We start from the raw sequence: 17,312 nt of genomic DNA on the forward strand, positions 1-17,312 counted from the left end.
TTTTTGCATGTGGGGTAACAGCTGATGTGCCTGCAGGACGGGTGCTGGTGCCGCCTTTCCGGGCAACGCCAGTGGTACCCGATCAGGCGCGCAAGGCGGCCTGGGAGCGGCGGAAACGGACAGTTGCGGGCGTTGCTTTGTCCCAGCGTGGCGCATAGACTTCACGCTCGCCAACGCGGGCGTAGCTCAATGGTAGAGCTGTAGCTTCCCAAGCTACTGACGAGGGTTCGATTCCCTTCGCCCGCTCCATGCTTGGCCGATTATCGAAGGGGTCGGGGGCAGCAACAGGCTTGCCAACCGTGCGCTGAAGTCCTGCTGCAAACTCCTCGTTTCAGATCATCCGGAACCGGTAACGCCGCGATATGCTGCGCGCCTACAGACCACTCCCGCCGCGATGAAACTGGCCATTCTTTCCCGTAATACCAAGCTGTACTCGACCCGCCGCCTGGTCGAAGCCGCCCGTTCGCGTGGCCATACGGTGCGCATACTCGATCCGCTGCGCTGCTATATGCGCATCACGTCCAGCGGCTTTGGCATGCACTACAAGGGCAAGGCGCTGACCGGGATAGACGTGGTGATTCCGCGTATCGGTGCGTCCATCACCCGCTATGGCACGGCCGTTCTGCGGCAGTTCGAGATGATGGGCGCACGCACCCCCAATCCTTCCGATGCGATCCTGCGCGCGCGCGACAAGTTGCGTGCCCACCAACTGCTCGCCGCCAAGGGTATCGACATGCCGGTGACGGTGTTTGGCGACAACCCGGACGATACCGACGACCTGCTGTCGATGCTGGGGCCGCCGCCGCATGTGGTGAAGCTCAGCGAAGGTACCCAGGGCAGGGGGGTGATCCTCACAGAAAAGCTCAGCGCGTCCAAGGGCACCGTCGAAGCCCTGCGGGGGCTGTACGCCAACTTTCTGGTGCAGGAGTTCATTGCCGAGGCCCAGGGCGCGGACCTGCGCTGCCTTGTTGTGGGCGACCAGGTAGTGGCAACCATGCGCCGGCAGGCTCAGGACGGTGACTTCCGTTCCAATCTTCATGCCGGCGGCAGTGCCGAACGGGTGCAGTGCAGCAAGGCCGAACAGCAGGTGGCGGTGCGCTCGGCCAAGGCGCTGGGCCTGGGGATTGCCGGCGTCGACCTGATCCGCTCCAAGCGCGGGCCGCTGGTGCTGGAGGTCAATTCGACCCCTGGGCTGGAGGGCATCGAAGGGGTGTCGGGGGACGATATTGCCGGGCGCATGATCGAATACGTGACCAGCCTCAAGCGTTGAGGCCGGGAATGCAATTTGTTTGCATGGTTTTAACAAGCCTTTAATCCGGCTGGCCCTAGCCTGTTTCCACTGTGCCCAGCCCTCCTCAGTGGGTCCGGTGATCGGGAATTTTTAAGGCCCTGGCGGTTCTCGCCAGGGCCTTGTTTTTGCCCGATTGCCCTGCTGTTGTTGTATGACGACGGCAGCGCTAGAGTTAGTCAAATCCACTGAGAGAGTCGGTATGGCACGTAAGTTATTGCTTTTATTGGTTTTGGCTACCCCTGTAGTGGTTTTTGCGAAGCCTGCAGAGCTTCCCTTGCGCTCCGGCGAGTCTTTCCAGGTCCAGCAGCAGAAGGTTCAAGCCGATCTGCGGGGTGGGGAGGTCTATAGCGAGATATCTGCCGAGAACCGCGGCCGGGTGCTCGAGGCGCTTGAGCGCATGTCCTCACTCGTCGGTGAAGGTAGCGTCGAGTCGCTTTCACCCGAGAAAAAAGTCGCGGCCTTCAACGACCAGGAACTTGTCAATAATTTGCTTACCCAGGCACGGGAAGACAGCCGGCTGATCTGTCGCCGTGAGAAGACTCTTGGCTCGCAGATGGCAACGAGCCAGTGTTTTACAGTCGCCGAGCGTGAGCGCATGAAGCAGAACTCTCAGAGCTATATGCGGTCTATGCAGAGTGGCAAGGACGTAAAAGTCGGCAACTGAGTGTTGATTGGCAGGTGGGTAGCTGCATAAATGTGTGGCTACCGGCCGTCATCCGGATGTAAGAAGTTAACGATGGGTGTGCTGTAATTCCTCGCAAGCGGACTTTTGAGTCCGCCTGTACTTTTCAAGACATAAGGTAATCGCCCACGTGCGCATTCTTGTAATCGAAGACAACAGTGACATTGCCGCCAATCTTGGTGACTACCTTGAGGATCGCGGGCATACGGTCGATTTCGCCGCTGATGGCGTGACCGGCCTGCATCTGGCCGTGGTGCACGAGTTCGACGCGATCGTGCTCGATCTCAACCTGCCAGGCATGGATGGCATCGAGGTCTGCCGCAAGCTGCGCAACGATGCACGCAAGCAGACGCCGGTGCTCATGCTCACTGCCCGCGACTCGCTGGACAACAAGCTGGCCGGTTTTGATTCCGGTGCCGATGACTACCTGATCAAGCCGTTCGCGCTGCAGGAAGTGGAAGTGCGGCTCAACGCATTGTCGCGGCGTGGCAAGGGTGCACATACCCGCGTGCTGGAAGTGGGGGACCTGGAATACAACCTGGATACACTGGAAGTGCGCCGGCAGGGCAAGCTGCTGCAGCTCAACCCGACCGCACTGAAGATCCTGCAGGCGTTGATGGAAGCGTCGCCTGCTGTGGTTACCCGTCAGGAGCTGGAAACCCGCGTCTGGGGTGAGGAGCTGCCCGATTCGGATTCGCTACGCGTGCATATCCATGGCCTGCGTGCGGTGGTGGACAAGCCCTTCGAAGTGCCGATGATCCAGACCCGTCATGGCATTGGTTACCGTATCTCTGCACCCGATGCCTGAAACAGTCCTGCCTGAGGTCGTGCGCAGGCGTGGGCGCTACCGTCGGCGTCTGCGCAGCCGCATCATCGTTTCGTTCGTATTGTTGGGCTTCTGCCTGACCACGCTGTTCGCCTTCGCCACGAACTGGGCGCGGATGCGTGTGGAAAACCAGCTGGTAGAGGATGTGATGAATCGCAACCTCGACGCTTCCTGGCAGAGCTACATGCGCAGTGGCGGCACCGATGTGGTTGCTCCGGTGCAGCAGATGCGGGCCTTTTTGTTCCGGCCGGACAAGCTCGACGGGCTGCGCCGTGACTATCCCGAATGGGAAGGGTTGCAGGACGGCATTCATACGATCAATGGCGAGGATGCCGAAGGCAAACCTTTCTCCTACAAGGTAGGTGTGCGTAAAACACCGGATGCGTGGTTCTTCATTGCTTACGACATGGGCCAGGCGCTTCGTGGTGAGCAGCAACTCAACCGCGCGCTGTTCCTGTCGGTAATCATCTTCAGTCTGCTGTCCTGGGTGTTGGGCTGGTGGTCCGCCTCGCGGGTGATGCGGCCGGTGTCCGACTTGGCATCCCGGCTGCGCGCCTACCGTGGCGGTGCCAAGCACCCCGAGCCCTTGGCACCGCGTTTTCCGGACGACGAGGTCGGCCAGTTGGCTGAGGCGCTGGATGACTATTCCGAGCGCCTGACCGAAGTGGTCCAGCGCGACCGCGAGTTCAATGCCGACGTCAGCCATGAGCTGCGTACGCCGCTGGCTGTGATCCGCGGTGCTACCGAGCTGTTGCTGGCCCGGCCAAATCTGGATGAAAAAGTGTTGCAGCGTCTGCAGCGCATCCAGCGCGCCGAACAGCAGTGCAGTGACTTGATTGGCTCATTGCTCCTGCTGTCGCGCAACGAGCGCGCGCAGGGCAGCAGCAATGTCGCCCGGGTTGCCGAGCAGTTGCTGGAATCGCACCGCGCCCAGCTCGGTGGCAAGCCCTTGGAGCTGGTGCTGGAAGGATCGCGCGAGCTGGTAGTCGATGCGCCAGAGTCGGCGTTGTCGGTGGCGCTGGGCAACCTGATCGGCAATGCGGTGAAGTATTCGCAGGAAGGTCGGGTGCTGGTGCGGGTGGGGGCAAATGCGGTGGAAGTCATCGACAACGGCCCGGGGCTGAGCGAGAAAGATGCTGCAAGCTTGTTCCAGCGCGGCTATCGCGGCACCCACGCTGGCCATTCGCAGGGCGGGGGGATCGGTTTGTCGATCGTCAGCCGACTGTGCGCGCTATATGGCTGGCAGGTGGATATCCGGCCGGGCAAGGAGCGCGGAGTGATTGCGACGCTGACATTTGCGCCTGAACTGCCCTGATCATGGTGATCGCAGAGGTGCTGGCCTCCTGCGTGCGTGCGTGGTGAGAGGAGCAGTTTGCGAGCCACAGCTGCGCTGTTGATCGAACGACCTGGCACTGTCGCAAGGGCAGGGGAGCAGAGCGCAATGCTATGCACGTGAGCATTCGAGTCACCCGCAAACCGACGCAAGGCCACCGGCATAGATTTTTTTGTAGGAGTGGCGTAAGCCGCGAAGCAAAGAAATCATCAGATGAAGAGATTACGATAACGCTAACTTCGCAGCTTGCGCCGCCCCCACGGGCACGTAGCAGGCCCGTACCCCCAAGTGATTCCGGCTGAATTTCGATATCGCGGCTGCTCATGACGAGCTGCATTTGAGGTGCGGCGCAGGGATCAGGGCGCCCCGGCGGATGGCTTGAATCAACGCGGCGCCGCAAGCTTCCGATAACGCGCATCCAGCACTTCGATATGTGCCTGCAACGCATCAGGATGGCCATCGTTGACGATCACATCGTCGGCCAATGCCAGGCGCTGCGCGCGGCTGGCCTGCGCCTGGATCATGCGCTCGGCCAGTGCCGCATCGATATTGTCGCGACTGAGCAGGCGTGCATGCTGGACTTCTTCCGGTGCGTCTACTACCAGAACACGTTGCAGCCACGGATAGGTTGGTCTGCCTCCGGCTTCCGTGAGTAGCGGAATGGCTGCAATCGAATAGGGGCTGCTCGCTGCTTCGCAGATGCTGCGCACGCGGGCACGGATGGCCGGATGGGTGATCGCTTCCAGTGCGCGGCGTTCATCGGGATCGGCGAATACGCGCTGACGCAGGTAGGCCCGGTCCAGGCTGCCGTCAGCCTGCAGAACCTCGGCACCAAACAGTTCTGCAATCGCCGCAAGGCCGGGGCTGCCAATCGCGACAACCTCGCGCGCTGCAACATCCGCATCGGCCACGGTGATGCCCAGGGCCTCGAAGCGCCTGCTGACTTCACTCTTGCCCGAGGCGATGCCGCCGGTCAGTCCGACGATGAAATTGCTCATGCAATGACTCCAAAACAACAATGGCCCTCGAAGGGGCCATTGTCGCTGGTGATTGATTATTGCTGTAGCCCTGCCAGGCGCATGTAGCCGCCTATCATCTGGTCGCCCCACATGAAGACCAGCCAGCCTGCGATGGCCAGGTAGGGGCCGAATGGAATCGGCGTGGCGCGGTCGCGCCCGCGCGAGTACAGCCAGATCGAACCGATAATGGCGCCGACCAGGGAGGACAGCAGGATGATCGGCAGGATGCCCTTGAGTCCGCACCAGGCGCCCAACGCGGCCAGCAACTTGAAGTCGCCATGGCCCATGCCTTCCTTGCCGGTGATCTGCTTGAACAACCACCACACCGTCCATAGCGACAAGTAGCCGACCGCGGCACCAAGCAGCGCCGGTTTGGCGGGCATGTAGAGGTTGTCCATGCTGCCTATCAGGCCCAGCCACATCAGTGGCAGGGTGAGCTGGTCGGGTAGCAGTTGGGTGCGCAGGTCGATGCCTGACAGCGCGACCAGGAAGCAGCTCAGCACGATGGCGCCAAAGCCCTGCCAACCGAAGCCGAACTGCCAGACGCTGGCCAGCACCATCAAGCTGGTGACCAGTTCCACGATCGGGTACTGGATGGAGATCGGCGCTTGGCAATGACGACACTTGCCACGCTGGATCAGCCAGCTGAACAGCGGAATGTTCTCGTACCAGCTCAGCTTGTGCTTGCAGTGCGGGCAGTGCGACGGCTCCACCACGATGCCCGGCGGCGGCGGCTCATAGATATCGGGCTCTTCGAGGATTTCGCGCGCATCGCGCTTCCACTGCCACTCCATGCGCTTGGGCAAGCGCAGGATCACCACGTTGAGGAAGCTGCCGATCAGCAGTCCCAGTCCGGCCGCGGCGGGATAGCCGAGACCGGGATGCTGGTCGAGAAATGCCATGTGTTAGATCACGGATGCCAGTTTGAAGATGGGGAGATACATGCCGATGACCATGCCGCCGACGATGGTGCCGATGAATACCATGATCATGGGTTCCAGCAGGCTGCTCAGCGCGTCAACCGCGTTGTTCACTTCCTGCTCGTAATATTCGGCAACCTTGAACAGCATCGCGTCCAGCGCACCGGCTTCTTCGCCGATGGCGGTCATCTGGATGACCATGTGCGGGAACAGGTTGACCTGTTTCATCGCCATGTTGACCGGGTAGCCGACGGCGACGTCGTCGCGCATTCGCAGAACCGCTTTTTCGTAGACGCTGTTGCCGGTGGCGCCAGCAACGATGCCGAGCGCTTCAACCAGCGGGACACCGGCCTTGAAGGTCACGCCAGTCGTGCGCGCGAACCGGGCGATTGCGCTGTTGTGCATGATCTGGCCGATGATAGGCACTTTCAGAATCAGCTTGTCCATCGTGTGCTGCATGGCTGGCGAGCGTTTGTAGGCAAATAGGAAGCCAACTATTGATCCAACTAGGACGATCAAGATGAGCCACCACCATGCGACCATGAATCGCGAAAGGCCCACAATCATCTGGGTGAACGCAGGCAGTTCGGCGCCAAAGCCCTTGAACACGTCCTCGAACTGCGGCACCACCCAAACCAGCAGGATGGAGCTCACCAACAGCGCTACGGCAACAACCATCGCCGGGTAAAAAAGCGCTTTTTTGATCTTGCCCTTCAGCGCTTCGATGTTCTCTTTATAGTTAGCAACCGTATCAAGCACGGTTTCCAGTACACCGGCGCCTTCGCCGGCCTTCACCAGGTTGCGGTACAGCTCATCGAACTGCACCGGGTGCTTGCTGATCGCCTCATAAAGCGACGAGCCGCCTTCGATATCGGCCCTGATTTGGCCGACCATCTTCTTCATCCGTGGGTTCTTTTGCCCATCGCCGATGATTTCAAGCGAACTCACAATCGGCACGCCGGACTTCATCATTGTCGCCATCTGGCGACTGAAGAACGCGATTTCCTTGGCCGTGATTCTTGAGCCGGCAGCGCCAAACAGAGGCTTCTGTTTTGGCTTTACTACGGTCGCGGTGATTCCCTGCTTGCGCAGCTCCGCGCGAACCATGTTCAGGTTCTTTGCCTGCTGCTCACCCTTCATCTTCACGCCGCGTTTGTCTGTTCCCTCCCAGACAAACGGCAGCAACTGATTGGTGTTGCGCGCTATGGGGTCGTTCTTGACTGCATTACGAGTGGCGGACATCGGTTTGGGCTCCCCGCCCAAGCCTTCCCCAGGCCGGGCATCTGTCTGCATGGTATCTGCTTCGATACGAACTGGCACGTATCCAATAGCCGGCTCAGAGCGATTGTTGCTATCGAAAGGCGGGGTGTGTCACAAAGTGACGTGTTGCGTCACAAAGGGGTGTGGCGGGCAAAACCGGAGCTGGGGGCTTCCATTCCTGAGCGTTGCTGCCATCATTGTGGTGGGGAGCTGGGGAGCTGTCTGAAACTTGGCATGCATCCTGCTTTGCACTACCCCGCATGGGAGGGAGTCTGCCTATGCGGCTTTCACCCTCGTCAACTATTAAAAACCTCTAGGGGATGTACCTAATGAAGAAGCAGCAGGGTTTTACGCTGATCGAACTGATGATCGTTGTTGCGATCATCGCCATCCTGGCCGCCATCGCGCTGCCGGCTTACCAGAACTATGTCGCCAAGTCGCAGGTCACCGCTGGTCTGGCTGACATTCGTGGTGGTATCACCGCGTTCGAAGAGGGCATCCAGTCGGGTACCCAGACCACCGCTCCGACCGCGCTTTCGCTGGGTCTGGCTTCCTCTACCCCGCGTTGCGCTATCGCTGTAACTGGCGCTTGGGCAGATGCTGCAAACCAGAAGATCTCTTGCACGTTGAAGGGCAATCCGAAGGTCGCCGGCTCGGTTGTTCTGCTGACCCGTGACGCTTCTGGCGCATGGAACTGCACCGCAACCGGTGCTGTTGATTCCAAGTTCCTGCCGGCTGGTTGCACCAAGTAATTTTTATTACTTGTTGTAAGGAAAGGGGCGGATATCGCCCCTTTCTTTTTGTTAAAAATTGGACTTCTGGTATATCGATTCGATAGAAAGGGGGGGGGGGGATGAGCAGGAATGAAGGGTTCACCTTGATTGAGTTGATGATCGTTGTTGCAATTATTGCTATTCTGGCGGCAGTAGCGTTGCCGGCATACCAGAATTACGTAGCGAAGGCGCAGGTTACTGCGGGTCTGGCTGACATTCGTGGTGGCCAAACAGGGTTCGAATCGCATGTGCTTGTCGAGAGCGTTGCAACCTTCGATCTTGTTGATATTGGGCTTCCTCCGACTACGCCGCGGTGCGATCTGTCAATGGACTCGGGAGATGCGGGGTTTATCCGTTGCCGCTTGAAAGGCAGTCCATTGATCGCGGGAAAGACTATTGAGATTGCGCGTTCCGCTTCCGGGGCTTGGCAATGTAAAGTGGATGCTAGTATCTCATCCAAGCTGTATCCGGCTGGTTGCAGCTGATTATATTTGGCGAGATGCGCTTAGCGATTAAAGGGCTGGGAATGGTCGGTCGTATGGCGTTAATTCGCTCCGTTGGGTTGGCTGCATTAGCGGTGGTGGTTGCTGCTGTTTATTGGCCAGGATTGAGCGGGCCTTTCATATTTGATGATTTTCCTGCGTTGGTGGATAACAGCAGGGTGCATGTCGAGGCTCTTGGCTTCGGCGAGCTGTGGAGAGCTGCCTTTAGCTTTGATCCAGGCGGTACTGGTCGCCAGCTGGCGATGTTGAGCTTTTCACTTAATTATGCTCTCGATGGTTTAAATCCATGGGGTTGGAAACTGGGTGGGTTGCTAGTTCACCTGGTAAATACAATCTTGGTGTATGCACTATGTGTCAGATTGCTCGCTTTGGCGGGGGTGGGGCGGCTTCTGCGTTGGTCAGCTGCTGCAATTGCGCTGCTATGGGCCGTGCACCCTTTGCAAGTTTCCACCGTGCTATATGTAGTGCAGCGCATGGAAACCCTGTCGCTGATGTTTGTCTTGCTGGCGCTGTTGGCTTACTTGCGTGGTCGCCAGGCGCAGATACAGGGTGCCCGAGGCTGGGTGTGGCTTGCTCTGTGCGCGCCATTGCTGTTAATGGCGCTCGGGGCGAAAGAAACTGCGTTGTTGCTGCCGTTGTACACATTGGCGCTGGAGTTGACGCTACTCCGCTTTGATGGGTACACATCAGCTCAAAAGCGATTTTGGCGTTGGGGTTACGCGATCGGTTGCTTGATCGTGTTGGTCGTGTTTGTTGCGGTGGTGATTCCGGCCTACACGGCTCCGCAAGCCTATGCGATACGCGATTTCACCGCTGGCGAGCGTGTGCTGACTCAGCTTCGTGTGCTACCGATGTATCTCGGGCAGATTCTATTTCCCTCGCCTGCGCTCATGTCGTTCTATTACGATGATCTTCAGGCGTCACGTGGGCTGTTTGAGCCGATTACTACTATTGCCGGTGCGCTCCTATTGCTTGCGCTGTTTGCAGTCGCTTGGATATTCCGCAGGCGTGCCCCGTTGTTTAGTTTGGGTCTGTTGTGGTTCTTTGTCAGTCATGCAATTACTAGCAATGTATTGGCGCTGGAGTTGGTGTTCGAGCATAGGAATTACTTTGCGATATTGGGTATTCTGTTGGCGGCAGCTGACCTGGTGCGGCGTATTCCTGTGCGCGACGGCCCTGGTATAAAAATAGCTGCTGTCGCAGCGCTGGTGTTGGGTGTGGGATTTCTTGGGGTAGTACGGGCAGCTACCTGGGGTAACGTGCTGCTGCTTTCAACGGAGTTGACGCACGTGAATCCTGATTCAGCACGTGCTGCGCAAGATCTCGGGATTTTATACAACGCGATGTCGGACGGTGATGTTGATTCGCCATTTTTTGGTTTTGCGGTCGCTGAGTTGGAGCGTGAATCGAAAATGGACTGGGCGACTGTTCTTGCGGAGCAGTCATTGATTCTGTTGCATGCTGAGAACAACCTGCCGGTCAAGCCGGAGTGGTGGAGTCGGCTGCAGTTTCGCCTTCGGGATCGACCTATTGGTCACGAAACGGTGGGCGCCATGTTTCGCTTGCTAGATCGACGTATGGCTGGCGTGAGGATGGATGATTCTGCGCTGTCTAGTGCTTTTGACATGCTCTTTGAGCGGAAACCAATGCCGCCGTATAGTTATGGGGCCGTCGCGCTTCATGCGCTGAAATATCAGAATGACACGGCGCGGGCTAAACGCTTGCTGGTGCGGGCAGTGGATGGTGCCGCCCCTTACCCGGGGTATCTGCAGTCGTTAAGTGAGCGCCTCAGGGAAGGGGGTAATTCAGATGTGGCGGATTGGCTGGATATTGAGGCGGCGAAGTCGCGCAAGCTACAATAGATACTGGTGGATTGCACCGCTGTCTTTCGAGTCCGCTATGCGTTGAGTAAATTCACTGTTCTGGTGCAGTTGAGTTTATAAGTTTATTAATAACTCCTTTCCAGATGAGCGTAAGCGCTTCGCTGGATAGGTATTTTTGGTGATAAACGGCGGCGGCGGCACCCATCTCTCTTCTTTGGTCCGGCGCATTAGCTAGCGTCTGGATGGCACTGCTCAGCGAATCTACATCGCTTGAGATTGCCATTAGAGGGGGGGGCGGAGTGTTCTCCGGTAAACCGTAATTGTCCTGTGATATGACAGGCTTGCCTGCAGCGAGGGCTGAGTAGATTTTAAATGGCAGCACTCTGGCTGCCTTGCCGTCCCCGCCAAATACGCCGAGGCAAATATCCGATTGCTCAATATTCTTGGCGATAACTTCCTTTGGTTGCCATGCGCGTAGCCATGTGACGGACTGATTTGCTCCAAGCCAAGGACTGGCGTCGGTCGCTTGCTGCCCATCTCCGATCAACGTGAACTCGATATCGTGGGCGTTGCGCAAGGCGTGGATGGATTTCGCTATTAAGGTGGTTCCCTGCAGGGGCACGAAAGTTCCAACGAAAATGACGTTCACCCTGTTGTCATCATCGTTTTTTTTGGGCGGGCGAGGGCGGTCGGGGAGCGGTTGCAGCGCCAAGGGCAGGGCGCGAATCCGGTCCCGCGCCACGCCGAATGTAAGGCTGATGTGTTCGGCGTTCTTGGTTGTGTCTGAAACTACCATTTCAGCGGTGCGAAGTGCACGCGACTCAATGGAGAGCAGTATTCGAGAAGCGGTGCTCTTGCTGTTTCCGAGATTTCTATCCTGATACAGAGAGTCCCATACGGTTATATAGGCGTCGCAAATGAATCGTGGGCGGATTCTTTCAGGTAGCCATGATGCCAGCCAGAGAATGAATATTCCTGGGTACGGGACGTAAGTGAGGCTTCTGGCTGGAGTGCGTGCCAGCAGTTTGGCAAGCGATATAAGATTTGAGCTAGCAATTCTTGTGACGCCAACCAAGGCGTCTGCTTTCGATCCACTAGCGAGTTTCCACAGCTTGACGTCTTGGGGTAGCCAGCAACTGTGGTCGATTACAGCTAAATCGTCCAGGCAGGTAAGTATTTTTACTGTGTTCCACGCATTCGGATAGCCGTCTCCGCGCAATCCCGCGCCAGCGATATATATTTTTTTGATGGGTGGCTCAGTCTCTGGCATTTTTTGCAAGCTGTGCTGTTACAACCAAATTCAGGGAATTCTCTTGGTTCTCGCCAATGATAAAGTCGTGCTCATCGAACTCGAATTTTTGAATTGCAACGGAGTGGGCTGGTTTGAATTTCCCGATGACACGGTGGACAAGGTTGAGCGCACCGATACGGATAAAATCTGGCATGCCGGGGAGTGTGGCGGGAAGGCAGAGCCATTTGGTGCGTGAGTATCGCTTTATTTCTATGGACGCAATTTCCCGGCGGGCTCCCATCTGCAATGCCTGTGTCACCGTCAGGTGCCGATTGATGAGTTTGACGAGAGTGCTCATGTCATATTCGCGCAGATGCCATCTGTTCCATGGCTTTTGACCTGGGAGCAATCGGTTCTTTCTGTCGGGTGTGATGACGACCAAGGTGCCGCCCGGCTTGAGAAGTCTCCTGGCCTCGCGTAGATAGCCATCTTCGTCACTGACGTGCTCTATGACTTGAAATGAAAGTACAACATCGAAGGAGGCGGTAGCGAACGGGAGCTGTTTGCTGGGGTCAATTTTACGGAAGTGCAGATTCGCATTTTTGAATCTTTCCTTTGCGTATGAAATTGCATCCTCCGCGACGTCTACGCCGTGTACTTCGTTCGCAGTCTTGGAAAGGCGCATGGCGCCGTATCCTGAGCCGCAACCAAGGTCGAGCACCTTCTTTTCACTGCACAGTTTCTCGACGAAGCCGTAGCTGGCGGCGTGCATTGCATAGATCGTATAAGCTCCGATTGAATGCATGTACACATCCTCAATGACGCGTTCGCCGGTTGGCTCCAGGTCTATTCTCATGTCAGCATCTGCTTTTTTCTATTTATATGGTTGGAAAGTAGTACGCTGGCCGAAAAGACAATCAGATCGCCAAGCATGGTGCTGGCTCGTGAGAGCATTACCAGCTGGAGAATTTTTTCATCACTGCCATTTCCTGTCAGTACCAGTAGCATTACGCCCTCGCGCGCGCCAAGGCCAGCAGGTGCGCCAGGAGCCAGAAAGCCAAGGATCCACGCTATGGCGAAAGCAGAAGTGGCGGTCCCGTAGCTTACGCTGGATAGACTAAGCGCCAGTGCCAGCAGCCATATCCCAATACCAATGATCAGGTAATTGCAGCTGTATGCGGCCAGTGCTTTTAGCGTAGTTGACGGACCGGGGAGGCCGCCAGTCATGTAGAGGAACTTGCTTATAGGTCCATTTTTGCGAGCACTACTTGGGGGTACATTGATGCAGAAAATAAGAATGCCAATGCAACTCAAAGCTAGAGCAGTGAGGAGGACGGGTCTGTAATGGCCTACGGTAGAGTGCCAAGTCGCCGGTGCCAGAAATAATATGCCGATCAGAACGCTGGCGGCTGCGGCCAGCAAGGTTTCCTGGACGATTGTCGTGGCATATGGCCGCATCAGCATCCCGTGCTTGAACGAATAGGCCGCGCGGCAGATGTGCTGCGCGATGTTTCCGGGCACATACTTCGCCAGTTGGGTAATGCCGATAAATACGGTGAGTTGCGTGGGACTCCAGTTCTGTCCCTGGCGCAGAAGTAGTTGGCGCCACGCCAGTCCAGTCAGAGGATATATGGCTGTGTAACAGAGGCTGGCCGCGAGCAGTGCGCCGAGCACGCTTGTCTTGTTTGGCGTTGCTATCAGAGTGTTGAGGTCCAGGTGCTGCAAGCAGAACCATAAGAAATATCCGCCTAACGCCAGCGACACCAGGAGGCTGCAAATTCGCCACGCAAGTTTCATTGGCGACTAGCCATGACAAGGTAGCCACTGCCCCAGTTGCGGCCTTTGGTCAAAGACTGCAAGCCGTCGGCTAAGGATATGATTGCTCTACCTGACAAGGTGTTGATCCACCTGTTCAATTTAAGATAGCTGCGGCGATCTACGCCACTGGAGGCGGTGGCATCGCCCTTTGACTGGCTCTCCGCTTTATTCAGCATTCTTTTATACGCGATATTGCCCAGCGCTTCAGTAGCATTTGCCAGGGGGAATCCATAGCACTCGAAGTACTCAATTTTCAGGCCGTGCGCAGCAATCAATTCTCTCAATTCGCTATGGTCGTAGCGGCGCCAGTGGCCTGCCCACACATCGCCGGCTCCCCAGCGTGATCGGTGAGCTGGCACTGAAATAATCAGAGACCCCTTGGGGCTAAGCCATTGCAGCCACTCTTGAAGTGCGGCATCGTGGTCTTCGATATGTTCGAGGACGTCGAAAGCACAAACGATGTCGAATTTTCCGTGCCAGCCAGACTCAGGGCTCGCCAGCACGCTGTGTGTACTTTGTACAGCATTCGCCAGCTGTGTCGCCATCGAAAGTGCCTTCAAAGAGGTCTCAAGCCCCTTTGCGTCGTAACCCATGCGGCTCAGGTCGCACAATAGTGCTCCGGCACCGCAACCGATTTCCAGTAGTGCTGCGGGCGGGCGACATTTCTTGAGTAGGGACAGAATGCGTGCCCGGCGCAGCAGGTAACGAAGCGGCGGCGCCCACCCCAAGGCAGGTGCTATGACCCCCATTCTCTCAGAATAAGTAGTCTGCTCTGCTGGAATCTGATCTTTCATGTGCTTGGACTGGTATCTGCTTGGCCTTCAGCTGTCACGACGATAAGTAAGATTGGTTATCTGCTCTGAAATGAGTCCGATCAAGAAAATAATGACCGCGGCGCTGAACAGTAAAGTGCTCATGTTCGTCAGCCGATGCACAGTCGCAAACGTATAGCCGTAGTAGGCAGCGCCTGTCATGAAGAAGGTCAATGCGATTGGCCCAAACAACTTCATCGGCGAATACAGCGTCGCGATCTTGAAAATGATCAGCAAAAATCTTATGCCATCCTTGATCGGCCGGATATGGCTGCCATTACCGACACGCTTGGCTACCGGGATTGGCACATAGGCCACCGGGTAGGCGCTGCGGAAGAACGCCATCGTGCTGGTGGTTGGGTAGCTGAAGCCGTTCGGTAGCAGGTGCAGGAATTCGCGGAAGCGCTCGGCGCGCACGGCGCGGAAGCCGGAAGTGAGGTCGTCAATGCGGTGGCCGGTCATATGACTGGCAAGCTTGTTGTAGAAGGCATTGGCCAAGCCCCGATGCAGATTGGCCTGGCCGCTGCTGTCGCGGGCGCCGACGACCATGTCGTAGCCTTCGTCCAGCTTGGCCAGCAGCTGGGCGATATGGCCAGCGCTGTGTTGACCATCGGCGTCCATGAAGACCAGGATCTGGCCGTTCGCGGCGCGGGCGCCGCGCTTGATCGCCGCACCGTTGCCCATCGAGTACGGGCTGCTCAGCACGCTGGCGCCTTGTTCGCGGGCGATGGCGGCGGTCTGGTCGGTTGACCCGTCATCGACCACGATGATCTCGGCGGACGGATACGCTGCGCGCAGTTCGGGCAGGGTCCGTTTCAACCCTTCGGCCTCGTTCTTCGCAGGCAGGATGATGCTCAGTTCACGCACGTTTGATTACCGGTAGTTCTCCCCGCCGCCATAGTAGCCGGGTTGCCGGCCTGGGTGCGGATGGACTGACGGTTTACAGGGGCTTGAGGTAATCTGGGGGCTGCTTTCAGGGGACGCCTCAATGAATGTTGCCAACGTAAACCTCGTCGGAATCACCGGCATCGCCCGCCGGCTGGTCCAGGATGGTGCCTTGGACGAGGCTGTTGCCCGTACGGCCATGACCCAGGCAGGCGACGCCAAGGTGCCGTTGGCGCAGTGGCTGGCTGACAAGAAGCTGGTGAGCGCCGCGCATATGGCTGCTGCCAACGCCATGGAATTCGGCATGCCCTTGCTGGATGTGTCGGTGTTTGATGCCAGCCAGAACGCGATGAAGCTGGTCAGCGAGGAATTGCTGCGCCGGCATCAGGTGCTGCCGCTGTTCAAGCGTGGCGGCAAGCTGTTCGTGGGTACCAGCAACCCGACCCAGCAGCTGGATGAGATCAAGTTCCAGACCAACCTGGTGGTCGAGCCCATCCTGGTCGACGAGGAGCAGATCCGCCGCACCCTGGACCTGTGGCTGGCCAGCAACGACTCGCTGGGCGACAGCCTTGGCGGTGACGATGAGGGCATGGGCGACCTGGACGTCGCCGCCGGTGACGAGGACATGGGCAGCGGTGGCGACACCGGTGTGGATGCCAAAGGCGATGACACCCCGGTCGTCAAGTTCGTCAACAAAGCCTTGGTCGATGCCATCCGCAAGGGCGCTTCGGATATCCACTTCGAGCCTTATGAAGATGATTACCGGGTGCGCTTCCGTATCGATGGCCTGCTCAAGAGCGTCGCCAAGGCGCCGGTGAAGCTGAACCAGCGTATCGCCGCGCGTCTGAAGGTGATGGCGCAGCTGGATATCGCTGAAAAGCGGGTGCCTCAGGATGGTCGCATCAAGCTCAACCTGTCCAAGAGCAAGCAGATCGATTTCCGTGTCAGTACCTTGCCGACGCTGTTCGGCGAAAAGATCGTGCTGCGTATCCTTGACGCCAGCGCTGCCAAGCTGGGCATCGACAAGCTTGGTTATGAGCCGGACCAGCAGAAGCTGTTCCTGGATGCCATCCACAAGCCTTACGGCATGGTGCTGGTAACCGGGCCGACCGGTTCGGGTAAGACGGTGTCGCTATATACCGCGCTGGGCATCCTCAATGACGAGACCCGCAATATCTCCACCGCCGAGGACCCGGTTGAAATCCGGCTGCCCGGTGTGAACCAGGTGCAGCAGAACAACAAACGCGGCATGACCTTCGCTGCCGCGCTGCGTTCGTTCCTGCGACAGGATCCGGACATCATCATGGTCGGCGAAATCCGTGACCTTGAGACCGCGGAAATCGCGATCAAGGCCGCGCAGACCGGTCACATGGTGCTGTCAACGCTGCATACCAACGATGCGCCGCAGACCATCGCGCGTCTGATGAACATGGGTATCGCGCCCTACAACATCACCTCGTCGGTGACCCTGGTGATTGCCCAGCGCCTGGCGCGGCGCCTGTGCTCGAACTGCAAGCGTCCGACCCAGTTGCCGGAGAATGCATTGCTGGCCGAGGGTTATACCGCTGAGCAGATCGCCAAGGGCATCAATCTGTTCGAGCCGGTGGGTTGTGATGAATGTACGGAGGGCTACAAGGGCCGTACCGGTATCTATCAGGTGATGCCGATGACCGATGACATCGCGGCGATCGTCCTGCAGGGCGGCAACGCGATGGATATCGCCGACGCTGCGCAGAAGATCGGCATCAATGACCTGCGCCAGTCAGCGCTGATTAAGGCCGCGCAGGGCACCACCAGCCTGGCCGAGATCAACCGCGTCACCAAGGACTAAGCCCCCGTAGTGCCGAGCCATGCTCGGCAGGGGCTTTACCAACAATCCCGCACTCGTAGTGCCGAGCCATGCTCAGAGGCTTTACCAGCAATCCCGCACTGTAGTGCCGAGCCATGCTCGGCAGGGGCTTTACCAACAATCCCGCACTCGTAGTGCCGAGCCATGCTCAGAGGCTTTACCAGCAATCCCGCACTGTAGTGCCGAGCCATGCTCGGCAGGGGCTTTACCAACAATCCCGCACTCGTAGTGCCGAGCCATGCTCAGAGGCTTTACCAGCAATCCCGCACTGTAGTGCCGAGCCATGC

The 17,312-nt window shown here is 57.8% G+C and carries 16 protein-coding genes and 1 tRNA gene; 9 read left to right on the forward strand and 8 right to left on the reverse strand.

From position 1 onward, the window contains the following. Positions 1–175 precede the first annotated feature (175 nt). From ACVOKO_RS06375 to ACVOKO_RS06395, 5 genes are all read left to right on the forward strand, one after another. Positions 176–249 (forward strand) — tRNA-Gly (locus tag ACVOKO_RS06375). Between the two features lie 145 nt (positions 250–394). Further along, entirely contained in the window at positions 395–1,270 is an 876-nt protein-coding gene (gene rimK, locus ACVOKO_RS06380) for a 30S ribosomal protein S6--L-glutamate ligase (protein WP_346498098.1), read from the forward strand. A gap of 220 nt (positions 1,271–1,490) precedes the next feature. Further along, positions 1,491–1,955: a hypothetical protein gene (locus tag ACVOKO_RS06385; protein ID WP_346498099.1), complete on the forward strand. Its 465-nt coding sequence runs from the start codon at positions 1,491–1,493 to the stop codon at positions 1,953–1,955. 148 nt (positions 1,956–2,103) lie between these two features. Then, positions 2,104–2,781 (forward strand): response regulator transcription factor, encoded by a 678-nt coding sequence (locus ACVOKO_RS06390; protein WP_057629745.1) that lies wholly within the window; start codon positions 2,104–2,106, stop codon positions 2,779–2,781. Then, positions 2,774–4,114 (forward strand): sensor histidine kinase, encoded by a 1,341-nt coding sequence (locus tag ACVOKO_RS06395; RefSeq protein ID WP_346498100.1) that lies wholly within the window; start codon positions 2,774–2,776, stop codon positions 4,112–4,114. The genes ACVOKO_RS06390 and ACVOKO_RS06395 overlap by 8 nt, the downstream gene beginning before the upstream one ends. A 401-nt stretch (positions 4,115–4,515) precedes the next feature. On the opposite strand, the gene coaE is transcribed toward ACVOKO_RS06395, so the two are convergent. From coaE to ACVOKO_RS06410, 3 genes are read right to left on the reverse strand one after another with little or no spacing between them, the layout of a single operon-like run. Further along, entirely contained in the window at positions 4,516–5,130 is a 615-nt protein-coding gene (gene coaE, locus ACVOKO_RS06400; protein ID WP_346498101.1) for a dephospho-CoA kinase, read from the reverse strand. Between the two features lie 56 nt (positions 5,131–5,186). Further along, the gene (locus tag ACVOKO_RS06405; protein WP_346498102.1) at positions 5,187–6,053 is read right to left on the reverse strand and encodes a prepilin peptidase; all 867 of its coding nucleotides are present in this window, start codon (positions 6,051–6,053) and stop codon (positions 5,187–5,189) included. Positions 6,054–6,056: 3 nt separating this feature from the next. Next, entirely contained in the window at positions 6,057–7,313 is a 1,257-nt protein-coding gene (locus ACVOKO_RS06410; protein ID WP_346498103.1) for a type II secretion system F family protein, read from the reverse strand. A 347-nt stretch (positions 7,314–7,660) separates the two neighbouring features. On the opposite strand from ACVOKO_RS06410, the gene ACVOKO_RS06415 reads away from it, so the two are divergent. The 3 genes from ACVOKO_RS06415 to ACVOKO_RS06425 all read left to right on the forward strand — a co-directional run bounded on the left by ACVOKO_RS06415 (position 7,661) and on the right by ACVOKO_RS06425 (position 10,469). After that, complete coding sequence (locus ACVOKO_RS06415; protein ID WP_346498104.1) at positions 7,661–8,083, forward strand: pilin; 423 nt, start codon at positions 7,661–7,663, stop codon at positions 8,081–8,083. A 101-nt stretch (positions 8,084–8,184) separates the two neighbouring features. After that, complete coding sequence (locus ACVOKO_RS06420; RefSeq protein WP_346498105.1) at positions 8,185–8,589, forward strand: pilin; 405 nt, start codon at positions 8,185–8,187, stop codon at positions 8,587–8,589. Beyond that, positions 8,580–10,469 carry a hypothetical protein gene (locus ACVOKO_RS06425; protein WP_346498106.1) on the forward strand — a complete coding sequence of 630 codons (1,890 nt, stop codon included), beginning with the start codon at positions 8,580–8,582 and terminating at the stop codon, positions 10,467–10,469. The genes ACVOKO_RS06420 and ACVOKO_RS06425 overlap by 10 nt, the downstream gene beginning before the upstream one ends. A 52-nt stretch (positions 10,470–10,521) precedes the next feature. On the opposite strand, the gene ACVOKO_RS06430 is transcribed toward ACVOKO_RS06425, so the two are convergent. Genes ACVOKO_RS06430 through ACVOKO_RS06450 form a run of 5 tightly spaced genes read right to left on the reverse strand, consistent with a single transcriptional unit; the run spans position 10,522 to position 15,158 of the window. Next, positions 10,522–11,700 (reverse strand): glycosyltransferase, encoded by a 1,179-nt coding sequence (locus ACVOKO_RS06430; RefSeq protein ID WP_346498118.1) that lies wholly within the window; start codon positions 11,698–11,700, stop codon positions 10,522–10,524. Beyond that, positions 11,687–12,517, reverse strand: a complete 831-nt coding sequence (locus tag ACVOKO_RS06435; RefSeq protein WP_346498107.1) for a class I SAM-dependent methyltransferase — start codon at positions 12,515–12,517, stop codon at positions 11,687–11,689. Before ACVOKO_RS06435 ends, ACVOKO_RS06430 begins: the two co-directional genes overlap by 14 nt. After that, entirely contained in the window at positions 12,514–13,458 is a 945-nt protein-coding gene (locus ACVOKO_RS06440; RefSeq protein ID WP_346498108.1) for a lysylphosphatidylglycerol synthase domain-containing protein, read from the reverse strand. Before ACVOKO_RS06440 ends, ACVOKO_RS06435 begins: the two co-directional genes overlap by 4 nt. Further along, complete coding sequence (locus ACVOKO_RS06445; RefSeq protein ID WP_346498109.1) at positions 13,455–14,273, reverse strand: class I SAM-dependent methyltransferase; 819 nt, start codon at positions 14,271–14,273, stop codon at positions 13,455–13,457. Before ACVOKO_RS06445 ends, ACVOKO_RS06440 begins: the two co-directional genes overlap by 4 nt. Positions 14,274–14,300: 27 nt before the next feature. After that, positions 14,301–15,158 (reverse strand): glycosyltransferase family 2 protein, encoded by an 858-nt coding sequence (locus tag ACVOKO_RS06450; RefSeq protein ID WP_346498110.1) that lies wholly within the window; start codon positions 15,156–15,158, stop codon positions 14,301–14,303. Between the two features lie 121 nt (positions 15,159–15,279). On the opposite strand from ACVOKO_RS06450, the gene pilB reads away from it, so the two are divergent. Beyond that, positions 15,280–17,007: a type IV-A pilus assembly ATPase PilB gene (pilB, locus tag ACVOKO_RS06455; RefSeq protein ID WP_346498111.1), complete on the forward strand. Its 1,728-nt coding sequence runs from the start codon at positions 15,280–15,282 to the stop codon at positions 17,005–17,007. Positions 17,008–17,312 lie beyond the last annotated feature (305 nt).

This window comes from Stenotrophomonas sp. STEN240, from assembly GCF_056756175.1.

Bases quoted from the DNA above. Each gene is read 5' to 3' on its own strand.
- ACVOKO_RS06435 (WP_346498107.1), bottom strand. From the start codon at position 12,517: ATGAGAATAGACCTGGAGCCAACCGGCGAACGCGTCATTGAGGATGTG.
- ACVOKO_RS06385 (WP_346498099.1), top strand. From the start codon at position 1,491: ATGGCACGTAAGTTATTGCTTTTATTGGTTTTGGCTACCCCTGTAGTG.
- ACVOKO_RS06405 (WP_346498102.1), bottom strand. From the start codon at position 6,053: ATGGCATTTCTCGACCAGCATCCCGGTCTCGGCTATCCCGCCGCGGCC.
- ACVOKO_RS06440 (WP_346498108.1), bottom strand. From the start codon at position 13,458: ATGAAACTTGCGTGGCGAATTTGCAGCCTCCTGGTGTCGCTGGCGTTA.
- ACVOKO_RS06430 (WP_346498118.1), bottom strand. From the start codon at position 11,700: ATGCCAGAGACTGAGCCACCCATCAAAAAAATATATATCGCTGGCGCG.
- ACVOKO_RS06410 (WP_346498103.1), bottom strand. From the start codon at position 7,313: ATGTCCGCCACTCGTAATGCAGTCAAGAACGACCCCATAGCGCGCAAC.
- coaE (WP_346498101.1), bottom strand. From the start codon at position 5,130: ATGAGCAATTTCATCGTCGGACTGACCGGCGGCATCGCCTCGGGCAAG.
- ACVOKO_RS06420 (WP_346498105.1), top strand. From the start codon at position 8,185: ATGAGCAGGAATGAAGGGTTCACCTTGATTGAGTTGATGATCGTTGTT.
- rimK (WP_346498098.1), top strand. From the start codon at position 395: ATGAAACTGGCCATTCTTTCCCGTAATACCAAGCTGTACTCGACCCGC.
- pilB (WP_346498111.1), top strand. From the start codon at position 15,280: ATGAATGTTGCCAACGTAAACCTCGTCGGAATCACCGGCATCGCCCGC.
- ACVOKO_RS06415 (WP_346498104.1), top strand. From the start codon at position 7,661: ATGAAGAAGCAGCAGGGTTTTACGCTGATCGAACTGATGATCGTTGTT.
- ACVOKO_RS06395 (WP_346498100.1), top strand. From the start codon at position 2,774: ATGCCTGAAACAGTCCTGCCTGAGGTCGTGCGCAGGCGTGGGCGCTAC.
- ACVOKO_RS06445 (WP_346498109.1), bottom strand. From the start codon at position 14,273: ATGAAAGATCAGATTCCAGCAGAGCAGACTACTTATTCTGAGAGAATG.